The sequence below is a fragment of the Microbacterium awajiense genome (assembly GCF_039536545.1).
GTDB lineage: Bacteria > Actinomycetota > Actinomycetes > Actinomycetales > Microbacteriaceae > Microbacterium > Microbacterium awajiense.
Map to the genome: position 1 here is coordinate 362,850 of NZ_BAAAYU010000005.1, position 18,837 is coordinate 381,686.

Below are 18,837 nucleotides of genomic sequence, written 5' to 3' on the forward strand. Positions count from 1 at the left end.
GCGGATGCCCGTCCGCCAACCCCGCGGCTGCGTCAGCCGGTGGAGGGGTCGGGGCGACGCGGTCCGCGGCGCCTCACGCGCGAGGCGGGGATCGCCACGACAGCGTCGATACCCACCCCGTCCGGCTCGCGTTCGGCCGCGATGATCACCGCGCCCGGATGCGCCTCGAGGCGCTGACGCAGGTACGAGACCTCGAGGTTCGCGTACCGGTCGTGCGCATCGCGCACGTCGGTCCGCTTTCCGAAGAGCGCGTCGGCCTCATCGAAGAACAGGATCCACCCGCCCTGTTCGGCGCGGTCGAAGAGGGCGTCGAGGTTCTTCTCGGTCTCGCCGATGTACCGCGAGGCCAGCCGCGACAGGTCGACGCGGTAGAGCGGCTGGTCGAGCTCGGTGGCGAGCGCCTGCGCCGCGAGGGTCTTGCCCGTGCCGGATGGCCCGGAGAACAGGGCGCGGAAGCCGCGGCCGGTGATGTCTTCGTGGGCTTCCTCGGCGGTCCGCATCCGTTCGGCGGTCGCGCGCAGCATCCGCACGGTGTCGTCGTCCATGCCGCCTCCCGTCTCAGCCCCTCGCCGTCAGGCTAGTCCGCGGCGCTCACCGCAGGTAGGCATCGACCAGAAGGGGACCACGGATGTCGCGCAGGCGGTCGATCACGCGATCGACGCCGCGCGCACCGAGCGAGCCGAGCCGCAGGTCGTGCGGCCCCAGCGGTTCGAGCCTGCCGGTGCGGATGCGCACGACCTCCCAGCGCGCTGCGCGCAGCGCGCGGTCCTTCCGCCGGTCGGCATCCTCGCGCGCACCGACATGCTCGAGACCGAACCGACCGGGGCTGTCGTACTCGATCGCGATGCGCAGTTCGGGCAGCAGGATGTCGGGCCACACCTCGAGGTGGTCGAAGAACGGGCGCGCGACCCGCACCGCGGTGAACCCGGGGGTGAGGTCGAGGCGCGCGAACAGGTCGGCGCGCAGCCGCGCCTCGACGGCCGACGCGGGCTTCGGCGCGCACTGGCTCACGAAGGGCTCGCCGACGGGCAGGTCGGGCGTGCGAGGACACAGCGCGCGCGGCCGCTTCACCCGGCCCGGGCGCGCGCCGCCGGCGGGCCGCACGCGTGGCGGCGCGGCCAGGATGCTGCACTCCGGGCACCACGCCGACCTGCGGCGCTGCCGACCGGGGCGCGCCCGCTGCTCGGCCGGCGTCGCGGCGAAGGTGTGCCCTGCCTCGCACTGCCACAGCAGCAGCACGTCGGCGGCGGGTGGGATCTGCGTGAGGGTGATGCCGTCGTTGAGATCGGGATGGTACTGGCGGATGAGCGCGGGATAGGAAGCCCACGCCTCGCGGTAGGTGCCGACCGCATAGGGCACGTCGACGCCGCGCGAGAACTGCCGCCGCGCCCACCAGTCCTGCACCCGCTCCGCCATGGCCGGCACGGTACCGTCGACCACCCCCACTGCGTGGGGCCGTCTCGCTCAGGCGATCGGCGACGTCGCCTCGGCGACCCGGGACGCCTTGATACGGGTCTTCGCCTCACGCTCGACCAGCACCGGGACGAAGTCGCGCACTCGCGCGTTGGCCATCCCGGCGTACGCCTCCTGCACGATGGTCTCCACCATCGCCGGTTCGACGTCGGGGAACGCGAGCCCGAGGCGATCGATGATCTCCTGTTCGGCGCCCGCCTCGTCGATGCCCTTCTCGCCCATCGCCATCTCCGCCCTTTCAGCCCGCCGCGGCGAGCGTCTCGTCGTTTCTGCCGCTCGAGTCCCGCCCGGTGAGGGATCTCAGGCGTCGCAGCGCCCGCCCCTCGACGAGGACGGGGACGTAGTGCCGCAGCCAGGCACCGTCGAAGGCGATGAACTCCTCGATGACGATGTCGCGAACGACGTCCTCGTCGACCGAGCGGAACCGCGAGGACAGCCGTGCCACCACGTGCAGCAGCGCCTCGTACTCGGTCGACGGGTTCGTCGCGCTCACACTCTCAGGATGCGCTCTCCCACCGGGCGATGCAAGGCCCGCGATGACGCGTAACCTTCCGTTCCCCTTGACGCTGTAACCTATGCCCCGCCCGACCGCGGTACCCCCGGTGCGCGTCGGCGAACGGAGGACGACATGGCCAAGGCGACGACCAAGACGGCGAAGGCGGCACTGACCGCCGCCGCCGATGCCGCGAAAGATGCCAAGAAGCTCGCCAAGACGCTGCCCAAGAAGGATGCGAAGAAGCTGCGCGAGCTCGTCGACGACGCGAAGGACGCCTCGTCGACCACGAAGAAGAAGGTCGCGAAGAATCCGCGGAAAGTGCAGAAGAAGGCCGAGACGGTGACCGAGCGCCTTCAGAAGGCCGCAGACAAGCTCGAGGCCAAGCACGGCACGCCGTCGGCCCCCAAGAAGGCGAAGAAGGCGAAGAAGCCCGACGCTGCCGAGGCCGAGCCGAAGAAGAGCCGGAAGCCGAAGAAGACGAGCGCGAAGCCGGGCGAATCCGGCCCGAAGAAGGCGAAGAAGCCCGCACCCGACCGTGAGACCGTGCTCGTCACCGAGCCGGTGGTCGCCGAGCCGGTGGTGGCCGATCCGGCACCGGTGGCGTCCGAACCGGCCGCGACCCCGACAGCATCCGCCGACGAGCTCGCCGGCCTCACCGTTGTGCAGCTGCGGGCCCGCGCGCGCGCCGAGGGCCGCACCGGGTACTCGCGACTGACCAAGGCGCAGCTGATCGCCCTGCTGTCGGCCTGACCCGCCCGTGCAGCAGTCCTTCGACCGCGCCGACGCCGCTCCTGCGCCACGGACGCTGATCGACATCCTTCGTGCGACCGCCGCGAAGCATCCGGATGCCTCGGCGATCGAAGACGCCGACGGAGCGCTGAGCTACGGCGAGCTGCTGGCCTCGGTGCTGCTGACGGCCGCCCGTCTGCACGAACACGGGGTGAGACGCGGCGACCGCGTCGGCGTGCGGATGACGTCGGGACGCAAGGAACTGTACATCGCGATCCTCGGGGTGATGGCAGCGGGCGCGGCGTACGTGCCCGTCGACGCGGACGACCCGCAGGAGCGGGCAGACCTGGTCTTCGGCGAGGCCGGCGTGGTCGGTGTCATGACGGGCGACGGCGTGCTGCAGCGTGCAGGCGCCGACACGTCGGCGTCCGACTCGCTGTTCGACGGCGATACCCCCCACCCCAACACCAGCAGCCTGATCGCGCTGCCCCCGCCGACCCCCGACGACGACGCGTGGATCATCTTCACCTCCGGCTCGACCGGGGTGCCCAAGGGCGTCGCGGTCACCCACCGTTCCGCGGCGGCATTCGTCGACGCCGAGGCCCGGCTGTTCCTGCAGGACGCGCCGCTGGCTCCGGGCGACCGCGTGCTGGCAGGACTCTCGGTGGCCTTCGATGCGTCCTGCGAGGAGATGTGGCTCGCGTGGCGCCACGGCGCATGCCTCGTGCCGGCACCGCGCGCGCTCGTGCGGTCGGGCGAAGACCTCGGACCGTGGCTGGTCGGCCACGGCATCACCGCCGTGTCGACGGTACCGACGCTCGCGGCGATGTGGCCGCCCGACGCCGTCGAGAACGTGCGGCTGCTCATCTTCGGCGGCGAGGCGTGCCCGCCGGAACTCGTCGCGCGACTGGTCGCCGACGGGCGTGAAGTGTGGAACACGTACGGCCCGACCGAGGCGACGGTCGTCGCGTGCGGTGCGCTGATGGCCGCAGACGACACTGTGCGCATCGGACTTCCCCTCGACGGCTGGTCGCTCGCAGTGGTCGACCAGGACGGGCGGCGTGTGGCGGACGGTGAAGTGGGCGAGCTCATCATCGGCGGCGTCGGTCTGGCGCGCTACCTCGACCCCGAGAAGGATGCCGCGAAGTTCGCGCCCATGCCCGCACTGGGCTGGGAGCGCGCCTACCGTTCGGGCGATCTCGTGCGCGCCGACCCCGAGGGACTGGTCTTCCAGGGTCGCGCCGACGATCAGGTGAAGATCGGCGGTCGGCGGATCGAACTCGGCGAGGTCGAGGCCGCCGTGCAGGCGCTGCCGTCGGTGACCGCGGCCGCGGTGGCGGTGCAGCGCACCGCCTCCGGCACCGCGGTGCTCGTCGGCTACATCGTCCCCGAGGTCGGGTTCGACGCGGCGGATGCCCGCTCTCGACTCGCCCACGTACTGCCGGCTCCGCTCATCCCGCTGCTGGCCACGGTCGACGATCTTCCGGTGCGCACGTCCGGAAAGGTCGACAAGGCCGCACTGCCCTGGCCGCTCACCGCTGCCGACGACGATGCCTCGCCGCTGTCGGGCACGGCCGCGTGGCTGGCCGATCAGTGGGCGGAGGTGCTCGGCATCCGCCCCGACGACGAGAACGCCGACTTCTTCCAGCTCGGCGGCGGATCGCTCGCGGCCGCCCAGCTCGTCTCGCGCATCCGGCAGCGCGCGGCGGCGTTCACGATGTCGGATGTGTACGACGTGCCGCGACTCGCGAAGATGGCCGAGGCCGTCGAGGCGGAACTCGACGACGCCGACGCGCAGACCGGCTTCACGACGGCGCACCCGACGCCCCGGGCGATGCAGGTCGTGCAGACCCTCGCGGGGTTGCCGCTGTTCATCCTGGCCGGTGCACGGTGGATCGTGTGGCTGCTCACGGCGACGTGGCTGCTGCAGCTCGTGCCCGGCTTCGAGTTCCTTCCCGCTGCCCCGGGATGGGCCGTGCTCGTCGGCCTGCTCGTGTTCGCGACTCCGTTCGGCCGCATGGCGATCTCGGCGCTGCTGGCCAGGATGCTGCTCGCGGGAGTGCGCGCCGGGGACTACCCGCGCGGCGGCGGGGTGCACCTGCGCCTGTGGCTCGCCGAGCAGGTCGCCCACCAGGTGGATCCCGTCGGCCTTGCCGGAGCCCCCTGGGTGGTCGCCTACGCCCGCGCACTCGGCGCCCGCATCGGCCGCGGCGTCGACATGCACACCGTGCCACCGGTGACGGGGATGCTCGAGATCGGCGCGGGGGCCGCCATCGAGCCCGAGGTCGACCTGTCGGGATACTGGATCGACGGCGACACGGTGCGCATCGGCGGGATCCGCATCGGAGCCGAAGCGACGGTCGGCGCACGCAGCACGCTCGCCCCCGGCACGCGTATCGGCCGGCGGGCCGAGATCGCCCCCGGATCCGCCGTGTTCGGCCGGGTCAGAGCCGATCAGCGCTGGGCGGGGTCGCCCGCCGTCCGGGTCGGCGGCACATCCGAGCCGTTCGCGCCGAAACGCCCGCCCCAGCGCACCCGCTGGGTGGTCGCCTACGCGGTGTCATCGATGTTCCTCGGGCTGGCACCGTTCCTCGGCTTCGCGGCGGGCGCCGCCGTGCTGGCCGCGGGCATGCGCGGCTCGCAGACGCTCGGCGACGCCGCCATCGCGGCGCTGGCGTGGCTCGTGCCGGGTGTGCTCGTGGCCGGGCTCGCCTACGGGCTGCTCGTCCTGCTCGTGACGCGGCTCCTGTCCATCGGGCTGCGCGAGGGCGTGCACCCGGTGCACAGCCGCACCGCGTGGCAGGCGTGGACGACCGAGCGGATGCTCGACTCGGCCCGCACGCTGCTCTTCCCCATCTACTCGAGCCTCGTCACCCCGATCTGGTTGCGCGCGCTCGGCGCGCGCGTGGGACGCGACGTCGAGGCGTCCACCGTTCTGCTGCTGCCTGCGATGACGACCGTCGACGACGGCGCGTTCCTCGCCGACGACACGATGGTCGGCACCTACGAACTCAACGGCGGCTGGATGCGGATCGCCCCCGCCCGGATCGGCAAGCGCGCGTTCCTCGGCAACTCGGGACTCGCCGCCGCGGGCCACCGCGTGCCGCGCGACGGCCTGGTCGCGGTGCTGTCGGTGGCGCCGGCGAAGGCCAAGCCCGGCTCGTCGTGGCTCGGATCGCCCGCCGTGCGGTTGCGCCGCGTCGTGAACGAAGCCGATCTGGAACGCACCTACCACCCGAGCGGCGGGTTGCGCCTCGCGCGCGCCCTGTGGGAGCTGTGCCGCCTCATCCCCGTCGTCGTCACGTGCGGCATCGGCCTGTCGGTGCTCCTCGTGCTCGCCTGGATGATCCAGGTGTGGGGCCTGGCACTCGCCGTCGTGGTGTCGGGCGCCGTGCTGCTCGCGGCCGGCGCCGTCGCCGCGGCGATCACGACCGCCGCGAAGTGGGTCTTCGTCGGGGTCATCCGCCCCGGCGAGCATCCGCTCTGGTCGAGCTTCGTGTGGCGCACCGAGGTCGCCGACACCTTCACCGAGATGGTCGCGGCACCGTGGTTCGCCCGTGCCGCCGCCGGCACCCCCGCTCTCGCGTTGTGGTTGCGGACGCTCGGCGCGAAGGTCGGCCGGGGGGTGTGGACCGACAGCTACTGGCTGCCCGAGCCCGACCTGGTCGAGCTCGGCGACGGCGCGACCGTCAACCGCGGTTGTGTCGTTCAGACCCATCTGTTCCATGATCGAGTGATGAGCACCGACACCGTGACCATCGAACCGGGGGCGACCCTGGGGCCGCACAGCGTCATCCTGCCCGCGGCGACCATCGGATCGGATGCCACCGTGGGGCCTGCCTCGCTCGTGATGCGCGGCGAGGTGGTGCCGGTCGGCAGCCGGTGGAGCGGCAACCCGATCGGCCCGTGGCGCGCTGTGAAGGTGCGCGCCTATCAGGCGACGGGCGCATGACCGTCGACGCGTACACCCCCGACAGCGGCGACGCGTCGCTGCAGATCGACCACTACGACCTCGAGATCGAGTACCGCGTCGCCACCAATCGCCTGAGCGGCACCGCCGTGATCTCGGGCCGCACGGTCGCGCCCACGAAGACGCTGTCGTTCGACCTCGTGGGGCTGCGGGCGAGCCGCGTGCGCGTCGACGGCGATGCCGGCGCGGGCTTTCGTCAGTCGGTCAAGAAGCTCAAGATCAAGTTGACGACCGAACGGGAGGCGGGCGCGGAGTTCCGCGTGACGGTCGCCTATTCCGGTGCACCGCGACCGCGGCGGACCCGGTGGGGTCTGCTGGGCTGGGAGGAGCTCGAAGACGGCGCCCTGGTGGCGTCCCAGCCGACGGGCGCGCCGACGTGGTTCCCCTGCAACGACGTGCCCTCCGACAAGGCGACGTACCGCGTGCTGCTGACCACCGAGCAGGGCTACACCGCGGTTCTCGGCGGTCATGGGACCACATCGAGCAAGCGCGGCAGGCCGACGTGGGAGTTCGTGCTCGACACACCCACCCCCACGTATCTCGTGAGTCCGCAGATCGGCCGCTACACCACACGGACGCTCTCGCTCGGCTCGGTGCCGGGACGCCTGCACCATGCGCGATCGCTGACCGCACGGGCCCGCGCCGACCTCGCCCCCTTGGCGCAGATGATGGCCGTCTTCGAAGAGGCCTTCGGCCCGTATCCGCTGCCCGACTACCAGGTCGTGGTGACCGCAGACGAACTCGAGATCCCCCTCGAGGGTCAGGGCATGGGCATCTTCGGCTCGAACCACATCGACGGCGCCGGCGGTTCCGAGCGTCTGGTCGCCCACGAGCTCGCCCACCAGTGGTTCGGCAACAGCGTCGGCGTCGCACGGTGGCAGGACATCTGGCTCAACGAGGGCTTCGCGTGCTACGCCGAATGGATCTGGTCCGAAGCGTCCGGCGGGCCCACCGCCCACGCGAAGGCACTCGCCCACCACGGCCGGCTGCGCTCGCTTCCACAGGATCTCGTGCTGGCCGACCCGGGACCGGCGGACATGTTCGACGACCGCGTCTACAAGCGCGGCGCGCTGGCGGTGCACGCGCTGCGGCTCACCCTCGGCGACACCGCGTTCTTCGCGCTGCTGCGCACCTGGACCGAACGCCACGCCCACGGAACGGCGACGACCGAGGACCTGCTCGCGCTGGTCGCCGACGAGTGGGGCAGCGGCGTGGTCGGGGTGCTGCGGCCGTGGCTGTACTCGCGGGCCCTGCCGGATCTGCCGGCGGTCGCGGGCGACGACGGGGTCGCGGCGCCCATCACCGCCCCGCTGCCGCGGGTGGGACGCGGGCCACGCTGACGACGAAGCCGTCGGGCCCGTCGAGGGTCGTCGTCCGCACGGGGTGACGCCTGCCGGGAATCGTGGCGAGGAACTCGCCGGGGTCGGGCCCCGGATGTTCGTGCACGCGGTCGGGGGGCACGCGCAGGCCACGGCCGTCGGCCTTGAGGGCGGCTTCGATCCGTGTCCACCCGGCGAGGTCGGGAGCACGGCGCCCGGCGAACAGCGGAGCGAGGTCGCGCAGCATCGTGGCGGGGTGACCGCGTTCGACGTCGACGCCGACCGCAGGGGCGGATGCGATGGCTGCGGCGGCCGCGACCACGAGACCGTCCGTGTACGCGACGCTGAGAGCGAGCCCGTCGGCTCGGGGCGCGCCGTGCGGGCCGCCGCACCTCTCGCACACGCTCTCGATGAGGATGCCGTCGTGGCCGAGGTCGTGCGCGAGTGCGCCGAGCAGGTGGCGCCCGACCGCGAAGGCCGCGCGGCGACCGGGCGGCAACGCACGGAGCCGGTCGATCTGCGGGCGGCCGAACGGCTCGACGACCTCGAACGGGTCCGCGTCGGTCGCGTCGGACGGCATCCACCGCACCGTCACGTCGTCCCAGCGAACACCGTCCCTCACGGCGTCAGCCTACGGAGTCGTCAGTGCACAGGCTGCAGCACGGCGATCGCTCGATCGAACAGCAGCGTCTGCTCCACCTCGACGGCACGGTCGTAGCGGGTCCCCCGCAGCGCGACGAAAACGGCGCCGACGACGTCGACGTACCCCACGACGGACCCGCCGACGATGACCTCGTATCGGTCGAGATCGACCCGATGCCAGCGGGCGCCGTCATCGTGCGAGGTGGACTCGGTCGCAGCACTCGGCGGCGCGGTACTCGGCGGCGCGGTACTCGGCGGCGCCGTTCGCAATGGCCTCGATGTCCGACGCGGGCCCGGTACGACCGTGACCATCGCCACTTCCCCTCCGATGTCGCGAAACTCCCCACCTGCGGGCAATGTTCCTCCTGCGACCCCTGATCGGCGAGGGGGTTGACAGGCAATCCACCGAGAGTTCACATCGTCGTAGCGTGCGGTCGGAGTTCCCGACGCCGCGTCCGGGTGCGTCGCGCCCACCGTGAGACGGGAGTGCGTCTCTCGGTGCGAGCCCCGTCGAGTCAGCCGACGATGCCGACGGCGACCCCGTTGCCGCCTGCGGACTTGGCTCGGTACATCGCCTGGTCGGCGGCACGCACGAGACGATCGAGCGTGAGAGCATCGTCCTGCGACGCGACGACCACGCCGACGCTCGCACCGAGAGCGGCATCCACGAGGTCCTCATAGACATCGCGCAGCCGTTCGCAGATGCGCCGCGCCATGTCATGGGCCTCGTCGCGGCTCGGCACATCCGCGATGACCACGAACTCGTCGCCGCCGTACCGCGAGACGAGGTCGTGCTCGCGGACGATCGCGCGCAGGCGCTGCCCGACCTCGCGCAGCACCGCGTCGCCGCAGTGATGGCCGTAGCGGTCGTTCACGGCCTTGAACCCGTCGACGTCGACGAAGATGACGGCGATGGTCCCGGTCGTCGTCGCCGGGACCGCCCGTTCGAGGGCGCGCCGGTTCGGCAGGCCGGTGACCTCGTCGTGCATCGCGGCGTGGGCGAGCCTGGCTTGGAGTCTCATGGTCGCAAGCGCCTGCGCCCCCTGCCCGGCCAGGGCTTCGGCGAGCGGCGCCGCCTCCTGGTCGAAGACGCGCTCGTGCGAGAAGAACGTGATGATGGCGCCCAGCACCTCTTCGCCCAAGCGGATGGGTGCCGCGAGGATCGCGTGGACCCCCGCGCGCCGCATGGAGTCGCCCAGTCCGGGGACCAACGCATCCGCCTCGTCCGGCGCGCTGACGGTGACGACCGCCTGCGCGCCGTCGACGAGGCCGACGAGCGCGCTCGCAGTGGAATCGTCGAGTGGCGATCGACCGGCCACCTGCTCCGCGCCGCGGTCGTCTCCGGTGAGCACGACCACCGCGTGCTCGGCTCGATAGGCGTTCTCGGCGGTCTGCGCGAGGATGCCGGCGAGTTCGGTCTCGCCGGTCGCGGTCGACAGCGCGATCGACGCCTCGATGATCAGCGCGAGCCTCGATGCCGTGCGATCGGCGAGCGCGTACGAGGCGCGCAGTGCCCGCAGCGCCCGGTACCGCTCGGTCGCCTCTGTGACGACGAGCAGATCACCGCCGGGCTGCGGGTGTCGGCTCACCATCACGGCCCGCTCCGGTGCAGACACGTGCCGCATGATGAGGGGCCCCGGCCACTGATCGCCTTGGAACAGATCGTCCTCGACGTGGATCAGGATGCTGCTGAGCGCCCGCCCCCGCAACGCGTCGAGCGTTCGCGCCGACCACGCCGCGAACCACGGGTTCGCGTCGACGATCATGTCGGTCTCGGAGGTGCGGATGACCCCGAACGGCTGAGCCTCAGGCTCCACCCCGCTCATCGTGCCTCCGCACTCCGCGTTGGACGGACGCGACGGTCCTCACGATAGCGGGGCGCACGGCGGGATGCGTCACAGTGGGCGACCGCCCGTCACCGGAATGATGGCACCCGACACATACGATGCCGCCTCGCTCGCGAGGTACACGTAGGCGCCGGCGAGTTCGGCCGGCTGCCCCGCCCGCCCGAGCGGGGTGTCGGCGCCGAAGTTCTGCAGCTTCTCTTCGTCGAAGCCGGTGGCGGGGATCAGAGGCGTCCAGATGGGTCCGGGTGCGACACCGTTGACGCGGATGCCGCGCGGACCCAACTCGGCGGCGAGTGCTTTGACGAACGCGACCTGCGCTGCCTTGGTCATCGCGTAGTCGATGAGTCCGGGCGACGGGTCAAAGGCCTGGATGGAGGTCGTCACGATGATCGATGCCCCGGGGCGCAGGTGCGGCACAGCCGCACGCGCCGTCCACATCAGTCCGTACAGGTTGGTGCGGAACACGCGGTCCATCTCGTCCGTCGCAAGATTCTCGAGCCCGTCGCGGTCCTTCTGGTAGGCGGCGTTGAGCACGAGCACGTCCAGTCGACCGAGGCTCATGAGCGTCTCGGCGACGATCGACGTCGCGAAGTCCTCGTCGCGCACGTCGCCCGCGAAGGACACCGCGCGTCGCCCGGCATCTTCGATCAGCTCGCACACGCCCATCGCATCCGGACGCTCCTCGGGCAGGTGGGCGATCGCGACGTCGGCACCCTCGCGTGCGAACGCCAGGGCGACGGCACGGCCGATCCCCGAATCGCCGCCTGTGATCAGTGCCGACCGGCCGAACAGTCGATCTCCGCTCGGATACGTCTGCTCGCCATGGTCGGGCGTCGGTCGGGTCTCGTCGGTCATCCCGGGCTGACCCTGCTCCTGGGTCGGGAAGTCCGCCGTCGTGTACTTGGTGCGCGGGTCCTGAGGTTCCTCGCCGGTCACGGGCACTCCTCTCGTCAGCTCGAACAGCAACGCCGAAACGGTATGACGGACACGTGCCCGGCCGGGAGGGGGTTGACGTGCGACGACGACTCACCTAGAGCCCAATACATCGTTGCGGCTCGGGATTCAAGCGCCTTCATCCTCGCCGCACGCAGAGTTACGTTCTCTGAGCCGACCGGACACGATCCGGCGCCGAAGAGGACAAGGAGATCACCATGGGACTCGACGACAAGATGCAGAACACCGGCGAGAAGCTGGGCGGAGAGGCGAAGGAGGCGGCCGGCAAGGCCACCGACGACGAGCGTCTCGAAGCCGAGGGCAAGACCGATCAGGCGAAGGCAGACCTCAAGCAGGCGGGCGAGAAGGTCAAGGACGCCTTCAAGTAGGCCGATTCGACCGGGCGGGCGGGCGCCACATCCGGTGCCCGCCCGTCCGTGTGCGGCGAGCCGGCCGCAGACCGCTCCTCAGTGACCGTCGCCCGAGCCTCCACTGAGCCGCCCATGCAGATCCTGCGTGGCCTCGTTCATCCCCTCGAGCACGACCCGCTTGCCACGGGACTCGTAGCGGGTGACGATCGCATCGAGCGCGGCGACCGTCGAAGCGTCCCAGATGTGGGAGCGCGACATGTCGATGACGACCCGTTCGGGATCATGCGAGTACTCGAACAGGGTCGTCAGGTCGTTGCTCGACGCGAAGAAGAGCTCGCCGTCGACCGTGTAGCGCACGGTCGGGACGGAGGCGTCCTTGTCGACCTCGCGGGTGACGCTCACGAAGTGCGCCACGCGGCGCGCGAACCCGACCATCGCGGCGATCACTCCGACCACGACGCCGATGGCGAGGTTGTGGGTCCACACGGTGACGACGACGGTGACGACCATCACGAGGGTCTCGCTCTTCGGCATCCGTCGCAGGGTCGACAGCCGGATGCTGTGCCAATCGAAGGTCGCGACCGAGACCACGATCATCACGGCCACGAGCGCCGCCATCGGGATGACGGCGACGACGTCGCCGAGGACGAGCACGAGGATCAGCAGGAACACCCCCGCGAGGAACGTCGAGATGCGCGTGCGCGCTCCCGACGCCTTCACGTTGATCATCGTCTGACCGATCATCGCGCAGCCGCCCATGCCGCCGAACAGACCCGACAGCACGTTCGCGGCGCCCTGGCCGAACGCCTCGCGGGTCTTGCGGGAGTGGGTGTCGGTGATGTCATCGACGAGTTTCGCCGTCATGAGCGACTCGAGCAGGCCGACCACGGCGACCGCGGCCGCGTACGGGCCGATGATCCCGAGGGTCTCCCACGTGAGCGGCACGTTCGGGATGAACAGCTCCGGCAGCGTCTCGGGCAGGGTGCCTTGATCTCCCACCGTCGGCACCGCGATGCCGAACACGACGGCCGCGCCGGTGAGCAGGATGATCGCGACCAGCGGCGCGGGCACCACCTTGGTCCACAGCGGCATGAGGTACATGATCAGCAGCCCGATCGCGACCATCGGATACACCAGCCACGGAACGCCGATCAGCTGCGGCACCTGCGACACGAAGATGAGGATCGCGAGCGCATTGACGAACCCGACCATGACGCTGCGCGGGATGAACCGCATCAGCTTCGCGACCCCCAGGGCGGCCAGCACGATCTGGATCGCGCCGCCCAGCAGCACCGTCGCGATGAGGTAGTCCATTCCGAACTCGCGCGCGACCGGCGCGACAACGAGCGCGATCGCCCCGGTCGCTGCGGTGATCATCGCGGGTCGACCGCCGAGGAAGGCGATCGCGACGGCCATCACGAACGACGAGAACAGGCCGACGCGCGGATCGACCCCGGCGATGATCGAGAAGGCGATCGCCTCGGGGATGAGCGCGATCGCCACCACGAGGCCCGCGAGCACTTCGCGCGTGAGGATGCGGGGGCTGCGCAGGGCCTGCAGCACGGTGGGCTCGATGCGATAGCGAGCCGCCGGGTCGGGGACTGAGATGACGTCGGTCATGGACGCTCCTTGACGGGGTCGGACACAGGGAGGGGCGCGTCGTCGCGCAGGCGCCGGAGCGCGGAAACGGTGGGGATGCCGCACCCGCAGAGCGCGGGGGCCGCGGCCAGTCTAACGGCGGGTCCGGTCGGGGCCGATGGTGTGGGCGGCGCCGGCCACCGAGATCGCCGTCGAGTCGGGCACGGCCGAGATCACCAGCCGGCACGGCACGCCCATGTCGACGCCCTGGTGGAGCACGACCTCGGAGCCCTGCGGCAGCGACCCGCGGTCCCGGAGGTAGGCCCCGAACGCCGCCGCCGCGGCACCCGTCGCGGGGTCTTCGCGCACGCCGCCGGGCGGGAATGCATTGCGCACGTCGAAGACGCCCTCGGCCCGCCGGTGGAAGACGTGCACGGTCGTCCACTCGCGACGCGCCATCACGTCGGCGAGCGCGTCGTAGTCGTAGTCGAAGCGCGCGAGGCGTTCCCGGTCGCGGAGCCCGATGAGCGGATGCCTGTTGCCCGCCGACCCGACATGGGGCGGGAATCTCGGGTCGAGGTCGTCGACCGCCCACCCGAACGCCGACCGGAGGTCGTCGAGCTCCGCCTCGGTCATCGGCGCCGAGGAGGCCGGCGGCGACACGAGGGCGGCGATGATCTCGTCGCCCTCGCGGCGGGTGACGACGTCGACAGTGCCCGCGGGAGTCTGGAAGCGCATCGGTCCCGCGCCGTGACGCTCGGCGATCGCGACCGCGGTCGCGATCGTCGCGTGCCCGCAGAAGGCGACCTCGGCGAGGGGGCTGAAGTACCGCAGCACCCCTTCACCGCCGACGAAACTCGACAGGAAGGCGGTCTCGGAGTACCCGACGTCGGCAGCGATGCCGAGCATGGCATCGTCGGCCAGCTCGTCGGCCGTCAGCACGACGCCTGCCGGGTTCCCGCCGACGGCGTCGCTCGTGAACGCCGCATACCGCAGCACCGCGACGGGGGATGAGCTCACGAGGCGACGGTACACCCCCGCGCACCGGGCTACGGTGGAGCGGTGTCAACGTCTGATCACGACCTCGTCCCGATCCCGGCGGGATCGTTCCTCATGGGCTCGGATGACTTCTACCCCGACGAGCGGCCCGTCCACGAGCGGGCGGTCGAGGCGTTCCTCATCGACCGGTACCAGGTGACGAACGCGCAGTATGCGGCGTTCGTCGACGACACCGGGTACGTCACGGTCGCCGAGCGCGACCTCGACCCGGCGGACTTCCCCGGCGCCGACCCCGCCGACCTCGTGCCCGGCGCGATGGTCTTCACCCCGACGTCCGGACCGACGGACCTCGGGAACTGGCGCAACTGGTGGCGCTGGCAGCCGGGGGCTTCCTGGCGGCATCCGTTCGGGCCCGACTCGACGATCGACGACCTGATGCAGCATCCCGTGGTGCACGTCGCCTATCCGGATGCGGTCGCCTACGCCGACTGGGCCGGCCTGCGGCTGCCGACCGAGGCCGAGCACGAGTACGCGGCGCGAGGTGGACTCGAGGGCGCGCCGTTCGCGTGGGGCGATGAGGCGTATCCCGGCGGCGAGGCGCAGGCCAACTCGTGGCTGGGCCGGTTCCCGTACGACAACCGGGGCGTCGGCGGCACCGCACCCGTCGGCTCGTACCCCGCGAACGGTTACGGGCTCTTCGACATGATCGCCAACGTGTGGGAGTGGACGAGCGACTACTACACGCCCCGGCACCTGCGCCTGTCGGACAAGCCCGTCGACGCGGGCAAGCGGGAGAACCTGCTCGCCGCGGCGAGCGCGCAGGAGGGCTTCCCGCAGATTCCGCGGCGCGTGCTGAAGGGCGGTTCGTTCCTCTGCTCGCCCGACTACTGCCTGCGGTTCCGGCCGGCGGCGCGTTCGCCGCAGGCCGAGGACACCGGCATGTCGCACGTCGGGTTCCGCTGCGCGCGCGACGCCTGACCCCGGCATCGGCGCCGGCGAGACGAAGCATCGTGGGCAGCAGTCCGGCGCCGGCCGCGACGCGTTCATTCGAGCTCCTTCCCGAAGTGCTGCTGGTCGCAGTGTCGCAGGTATGTTCTAATGTCGATGTATGGCGAACGTGCGGATGGTGCCCTACGACGGGGAGTACCCGGATGCGCCGCCGGATGTGTACGAGCTCGTTCCGCCGGATCCGATCGATCTGATCTGCGACGCGGATGCGGTGCTGTGCATGATGGCCGCGGACCGGTTGGAGCGGATCGCGTCGGCTCGCGAGTCCGCGGTCACCGGTGTGACGTATGGGGCGTCGATGGAGATCGCGCTGCGGTCTTTGCGGCTCGAGATCGCCGCCGCATTGCGGATCACCGAGTACGCCGCGGACCGGCTGCTGGACCTCGCCGACGCGCTCACCTCGCGGTACCCGGCGGTGCTCGAGGCGTTGGGTCGGGCGAACATCACCCAGACCCATGCCGAAGCGTTCGTCGACCTGATGCGCGAGGTCGAACCCGACCTGCAGGACCAGCTCGCCGCGGAGGGGCTCGCGTTGGCGGAGGAACTGCCGGTCGGGTCCTTCCGACGGGCGTTCGGTGACCTCATCGCGGCCGTGCGGTCGGTGACGCTCGCGGAACGTCACGCGTCCGCGGTCACCCGGCGACGGGTGGTGTACCAGGACGATGTGGACGGGATGGGGTGGCTGTCCATCCACGGCCCCGCCGTCGAGCTGAAGGCGGCGCACGGTCGGGTGTCGGCGATCGCGAACCCCATCGCCGCGTGCGGGGACGACGACCGCACCCTCGACCAGGCCCGTGCCGACGTGGCCCTGGACCTGCTCATCGACGGCACCACCGCCCACCTGCCCGACACCGCGCGAGGGATCCGCGCGACCGTGGCCGTCACCGTCCCGGTGCTCACCCTCCTCGGCGTCGACGAGACCACCCCCGCGACCGTCGACGGCATCGGACCGATCCCCACCGACAAGGCCCGGGAACTATGCGGCAACTCAACAGGGTGGATGCGGGTGCTCACCCACCCCGAAACCGGCGTCGTCGTCTCCGTCGGACGCGACACCTACACCCCACCAGCCGACCTCGCCCGCCTCGTGAAATGGCGGGCAGGACACTGCATGGCACCCGGCTGCGGGAAACCCGCCGCCCAGTGCGAAATCGACCACACCATCGCATGGGAACACGGCGGCACCACCACCGAGGCCAACCTCGCCCCCTTGTGCAAAGCGAACCACACGGTCAAACACCACGGCAACTGGACGGTACGACAACAACCGGGTGGGATCCTGGAATGGACCTCACCCACCGGACGCATCTACACCGTCCACCCCGAACGGCGCACACCCACCTTCACACCCGTCACCAACGGCACCGACCCACCCTTCTGACCGAAGCGCCGGCAGCCTGCTGACGCGGCCCGTCAGGCATCGATGCCGTCGGGTGCCCCCCACGCGGACCACTCCGCTTCCCAGCCGACGCCCGCGGCCGTCGGCGCGCGCACCAGCCCGTCGGCGCCGACCGCACGCTCACGCTCTACGACGGAACTCGATACGAGCGACTCGTAGTAGGTCGTATTCGAGATAGACATGCACAAGTGGGTGTTGACCAGGCCGCCCCCATGCACTTCAGCGCGGAGCAGGAACGAATCGGCGAGATGCGCGATCCGCATCGCGCCCGTCACACCCCCTTTCAGCGCCGAACTCGTACGTACCGCGGCCGCACAGCCGGAGGCGATGAAGTCGCCGGTGTTCATGTGTGCGCCACCGCTCGTCTCCGCCACGAGAAGTGGGATGTCCACGCGGTCGGCGAGTGCCTTGTACGCAGTGACGCTGTGCTCGCGCATGGGCTCTTCGTACCAGAGGTAGCCGTAGTGGCTGAGTGCCCGGCCGACGTACAGCGCATCGGCGAGGTCGAAGCCGGCGGAACCGTCGTACATGAGATCCATGTCGTCACCCACGCGCTCGCGCAGCGCCCCAGCGAGCGCGGCGTCCTTGCGAGGGTCACCCCACGCGTGGAGCTTGATGGCGGGGTACCCGAGGTCGCGGCACTGATCGGCGACGTCCAGAAACTCCGGGATGTCGTCGAACGTCACCGTCGACGCATATGCGGGGATCGACTCACGGAACGAGCCCAGAAGCATGTACAGGGGCACGCCCGCGGCCTTCGCACCGATGTCCCACAGGGCGACGTCCACGACGCCGAGCAGGTGCAGCGGCATCGATTCGATGCGATCGATCTCCCAGATCCGGTGCCAGAGGTACTCGCGCGCCAGCGCATCCTGGCCGACGAGCTCGCGTCGCAGCCGTCGCTCGACGACGTCGTTCAGGATGACGCCGCGCCGGCTGTGCGCGAAGCCGCGCAGTCCCGAATCCGTCGTGACGACGAGCCATCCCTCGACTCCCGCGCCGTCGGAGCCGGGCAGTCCCTGGCGCCAGACGAACGCCGGCGACACCGCCGGAGTGTCGACGAGGACGACCTCGACCGAGGCGATGCGATGCTGCGCCGAGTCGGGTTCAGCCACGAAGACCGCCTCCCATGAGGTCGGCGCTCTTGAGCACTGTCCGCTGCGCGACGATCAGGACGATCATCACGGGGGCCATCGAGATGATCGTCGCGAGGATCAGCTCGGGCAGCCCGATGTCCGCCGACTGAGCCGACAACGGGTTGAGCTGCGGCACGTTGCTCGCCAGGGTCGCGAGTCCGACCGGAAGCGGATGCTGCGGGCCGCCGAGCATGACGAAGGGCAGGAAGTACTCATTCCAGTTCCGCATGAACGCGAAGAAGGCGAGGAGCACGACGATCGGCTTCGCCAGCGGCACGGCGACGCGGGCGAACACCTGCCATTCGTTGCAGCCGTCCAGGCGTGCGGCCGAGTACACGTCCTTGTCGACCGTCGTACTGAAGTAGATGAAAGACATGTAGACGCCGAAGGGGAAGACACCGAGCGGAAGGATCACCGAGAGCGGGTTTCCGACCAGGCCCAGCGTCGTCATCTCGAGGAACAGTGGCAGCACGAGCGCGGACGCGGGAACGAGCATGAGCAGCAGGCTGACCATGAGCACCGACTTGCGTCCCGGGAACTCCCGCGTGCCGAGGGCGTAGCCCGCAGGCACCGTGGTGAGGACGGCGAGGGCGATGCCGCCGACGGTCAGGACGACGGAGTTGCCGATCCAATCGAGGACCACCCCGTGGTCGTACCCCTGCAGGTTGCCCCACGCGATGAAGATGTTGTCGAAGCTTCCGAACGAGAACGGGAAGTCGTTCTGCAGCTGCGCGTTGTTCTTCGTGACCGCGAGCAGGACCCAGATGATCGGCGTCAGCGAGAACGCAGCCCATGCGAGCAGCACGATCCACGCGCCGGTGCGTGCGGCGGAGGCTCCGAACTGGGGGCGGGCAGAGGTTCGCCCTCGCGCGTCCGCCTCCGTGCGCTGCTGCGGGGGCGTGTCCGTGCGCGTCGAGGGATCGGTGAGCTGTGCCAT

18 protein-coding genes are annotated in these 18,837 nt (G+C 70.8%); 6 read left to right on the forward strand and 12 right to left on the reverse strand.

Translation table 11 applies throughout. The annotated features are described in order from the left end of the window. Positions 1–32: 32 nt before the first annotated feature. From ABD663_RS08475 to ABD663_RS08490, 4 genes are read right to left on the reverse strand one after another with little or no spacing between them, the layout of a single operon-like run. Positions 33–545 carry an ATP-binding protein gene (locus ABD663_RS08475; RefSeq protein WP_344737544.1) on the reverse strand — a complete coding sequence of 171 codons (513 nt, stop codon included), beginning with the start codon at positions 543–545 and terminating at the stop codon, positions 33–35. Between the two features lie 46 nt (positions 546–591). Beyond that, positions 592–1,416, reverse strand: a complete 825-nt coding sequence (locus ABD663_RS08480; RefSeq protein WP_344737545.1) for a zinc-ribbon domain-containing protein — start codon at positions 1,414–1,416, stop codon at positions 592–594. A 48-nt stretch (positions 1,417–1,464) separates the two neighbouring features. Beyond that, entirely contained in the window at positions 1,465–1,695 is a 231-nt protein-coding gene (locus tag ABD663_RS08485; protein WP_344737546.1) for a three-helix bundle dimerization domain-containing protein, read from the reverse strand. A gap of 16 nt (positions 1,696–1,711) precedes the next feature. After that, positions 1,712–1,966 (reverse strand): three-helix bundle dimerization domain-containing protein, encoded by a 255-nt coding sequence (locus ABD663_RS08490; protein ID WP_344737547.1) that lies wholly within the window; start codon positions 1,964–1,966, stop codon positions 1,712–1,714. A 135-nt stretch (positions 1,967–2,101) separates the two neighbouring features. On the opposite strand from ABD663_RS08490, the gene ABD663_RS08495 reads away from it, so the two are divergent. From ABD663_RS08495 to ABD663_RS08505, 3 genes are read left to right on the forward strand one after another with little or no spacing between them, the layout of a single operon-like run. After that, the gene (locus ABD663_RS08495) at positions 2,102–2,719 is read left to right on the forward strand and encodes a hypothetical protein (protein ID WP_344737548.1); all 618 of its coding nucleotides are present in this window, start codon (positions 2,102–2,104) and stop codon (positions 2,717–2,719) included. Positions 2,720–2,726: 7 nt separating this feature from the next. Continuing rightward, the gene (locus ABD663_RS08500) at positions 2,727–6,650 is read left to right on the forward strand and encodes a Pls/PosA family non-ribosomal peptide synthetase (protein WP_344737549.1); all 3,924 of its coding nucleotides are present in this window, start codon (positions 2,727–2,729) and stop codon (positions 6,648–6,650) included. Continuing rightward, complete coding sequence (locus ABD663_RS08505) at positions 6,647–8,008, forward strand: M1 family metallopeptidase (RefSeq protein WP_344737550.1); 1,362 nt, start codon at positions 6,647–6,649, stop codon at positions 8,006–8,008. Before ABD663_RS08500 ends, ABD663_RS08505 begins: the two co-directional genes overlap by 4 nt. Here the strand turns inward: ABD663_RS08505 and ABD663_RS08510 are convergent. The 4 genes from ABD663_RS08510 to ABD663_RS08525 form a co-directional block, all read right to left on the reverse strand. Further along, positions 7,968–8,609 carry a 4'-phosphopantetheinyl transferase family protein gene (locus ABD663_RS08510; RefSeq protein WP_344737551.1) on the reverse strand — a complete coding sequence of 214 codons (642 nt, stop codon included), beginning with the start codon at positions 8,607–8,609 and terminating at the stop codon, positions 7,968–7,970. The two genes, ABD663_RS08505 and ABD663_RS08510, sit on opposite strands and share 41 nt — an antisense overlap. 20 nt (positions 8,610–8,629) lie before the next feature. After that, complete coding sequence (locus tag ABD663_RS08515; RefSeq protein ID WP_344737552.1) at positions 8,630–8,758, reverse strand: hypothetical protein; 129 nt, start codon at positions 8,756–8,758, stop codon at positions 8,630–8,632. A gap of 386 nt (positions 8,759–9,144) precedes the next feature. Then, entirely contained in the window at positions 9,145–10,446 is a 1,302-nt protein-coding gene (locus ABD663_RS08520) for a diguanylate cyclase domain-containing protein (protein ID WP_344737553.1), read from the reverse strand. A gap of 78 nt (positions 10,447–10,524) precedes the next feature. Beyond that, entirely contained in the window at positions 10,525–11,412 is an 888-nt protein-coding gene (locus ABD663_RS08525; RefSeq protein WP_344737554.1) for an SDR family oxidoreductase, read from the reverse strand. A 215-nt stretch (positions 11,413–11,627) separates the two neighbouring features. Here ABD663_RS08525 and ABD663_RS08530 point away from each other — a divergent pair, with 215 nt between their 5' ends. After that, complete coding sequence (locus ABD663_RS08530) at positions 11,628–11,798, forward strand: CsbD family protein (protein WP_344737555.1); 171 nt, start codon at positions 11,628–11,630, stop codon at positions 11,796–11,798. A 78-nt stretch (positions 11,799–11,876) separates the two neighbouring features. Here the strand turns inward: ABD663_RS08530 and ABD663_RS08535 are convergent, their stop codons facing one another. Both ABD663_RS08535 and ABD663_RS08540 read right to left on the reverse strand, forming a co-directional pair. Beyond that, positions 11,877–13,400, reverse strand: a complete 1,524-nt coding sequence (locus ABD663_RS08535) for a SulP family inorganic anion transporter (protein ID WP_344737556.1) — start codon at positions 13,398–13,400, stop codon at positions 11,877–11,879. Positions 13,401–13,511: 111 nt separating this feature from the next. Further along, the gene (locus tag ABD663_RS08540) at positions 13,512–14,378 is read right to left on the reverse strand and encodes a PhzF family phenazine biosynthesis protein (protein ID WP_344737557.1); all 867 of its coding nucleotides are present in this window, start codon (positions 14,376–14,378) and stop codon (positions 13,512–13,514) included. 42 nt (positions 14,379–14,420) lie between these two features. Between ABD663_RS08540 and ABD663_RS08545 the strand changes: the two genes are divergently transcribed. Together ABD663_RS08545 and ABD663_RS08550 are read left to right on the forward strand one after the other, a co-directional pair. Beyond that, a complete protein-coding gene (locus ABD663_RS08545; RefSeq protein WP_344737558.1) occupies positions 14,421–15,335 on the forward strand; it encodes a formylglycine-generating enzyme family protein in 915 nt (304 codons plus the stop codon). Positions 15,336–15,465: 130 nt separating this feature from the next. After that, on the forward strand, positions 15,466–16,746 hold the full coding sequence (locus ABD663_RS08550) for an HNH endonuclease signature motif containing protein (RefSeq protein ID WP_344737559.1): 1,281 nt from the start codon (positions 15,466–15,468) through the stop codon (positions 16,744–16,746). A 32-nt stretch (positions 16,747–16,778) separates the two neighbouring features. Here the strand turns inward: ABD663_RS08550 and ABD663_RS08555 are convergent, their stop codons facing one another. Beyond that, positions 16,779–17,879, reverse strand: coding sequence for an enolase C-terminal domain-like protein (locus ABD663_RS08555; protein WP_344737560.1), 1,101 nt, complete (start codon positions 17,877–17,879; stop codon positions 16,779–16,781). Continuing rightward, positions 17,872–18,837: a carbohydrate ABC transporter permease gene (locus ABD663_RS08560; protein WP_344737561.1), complete on the reverse strand. Its 966-nt coding sequence runs from the start codon at positions 18,835–18,837 to the stop codon at positions 17,872–17,874. Before ABD663_RS08560 ends, ABD663_RS08555 begins: the two co-directional genes overlap by 8 nt.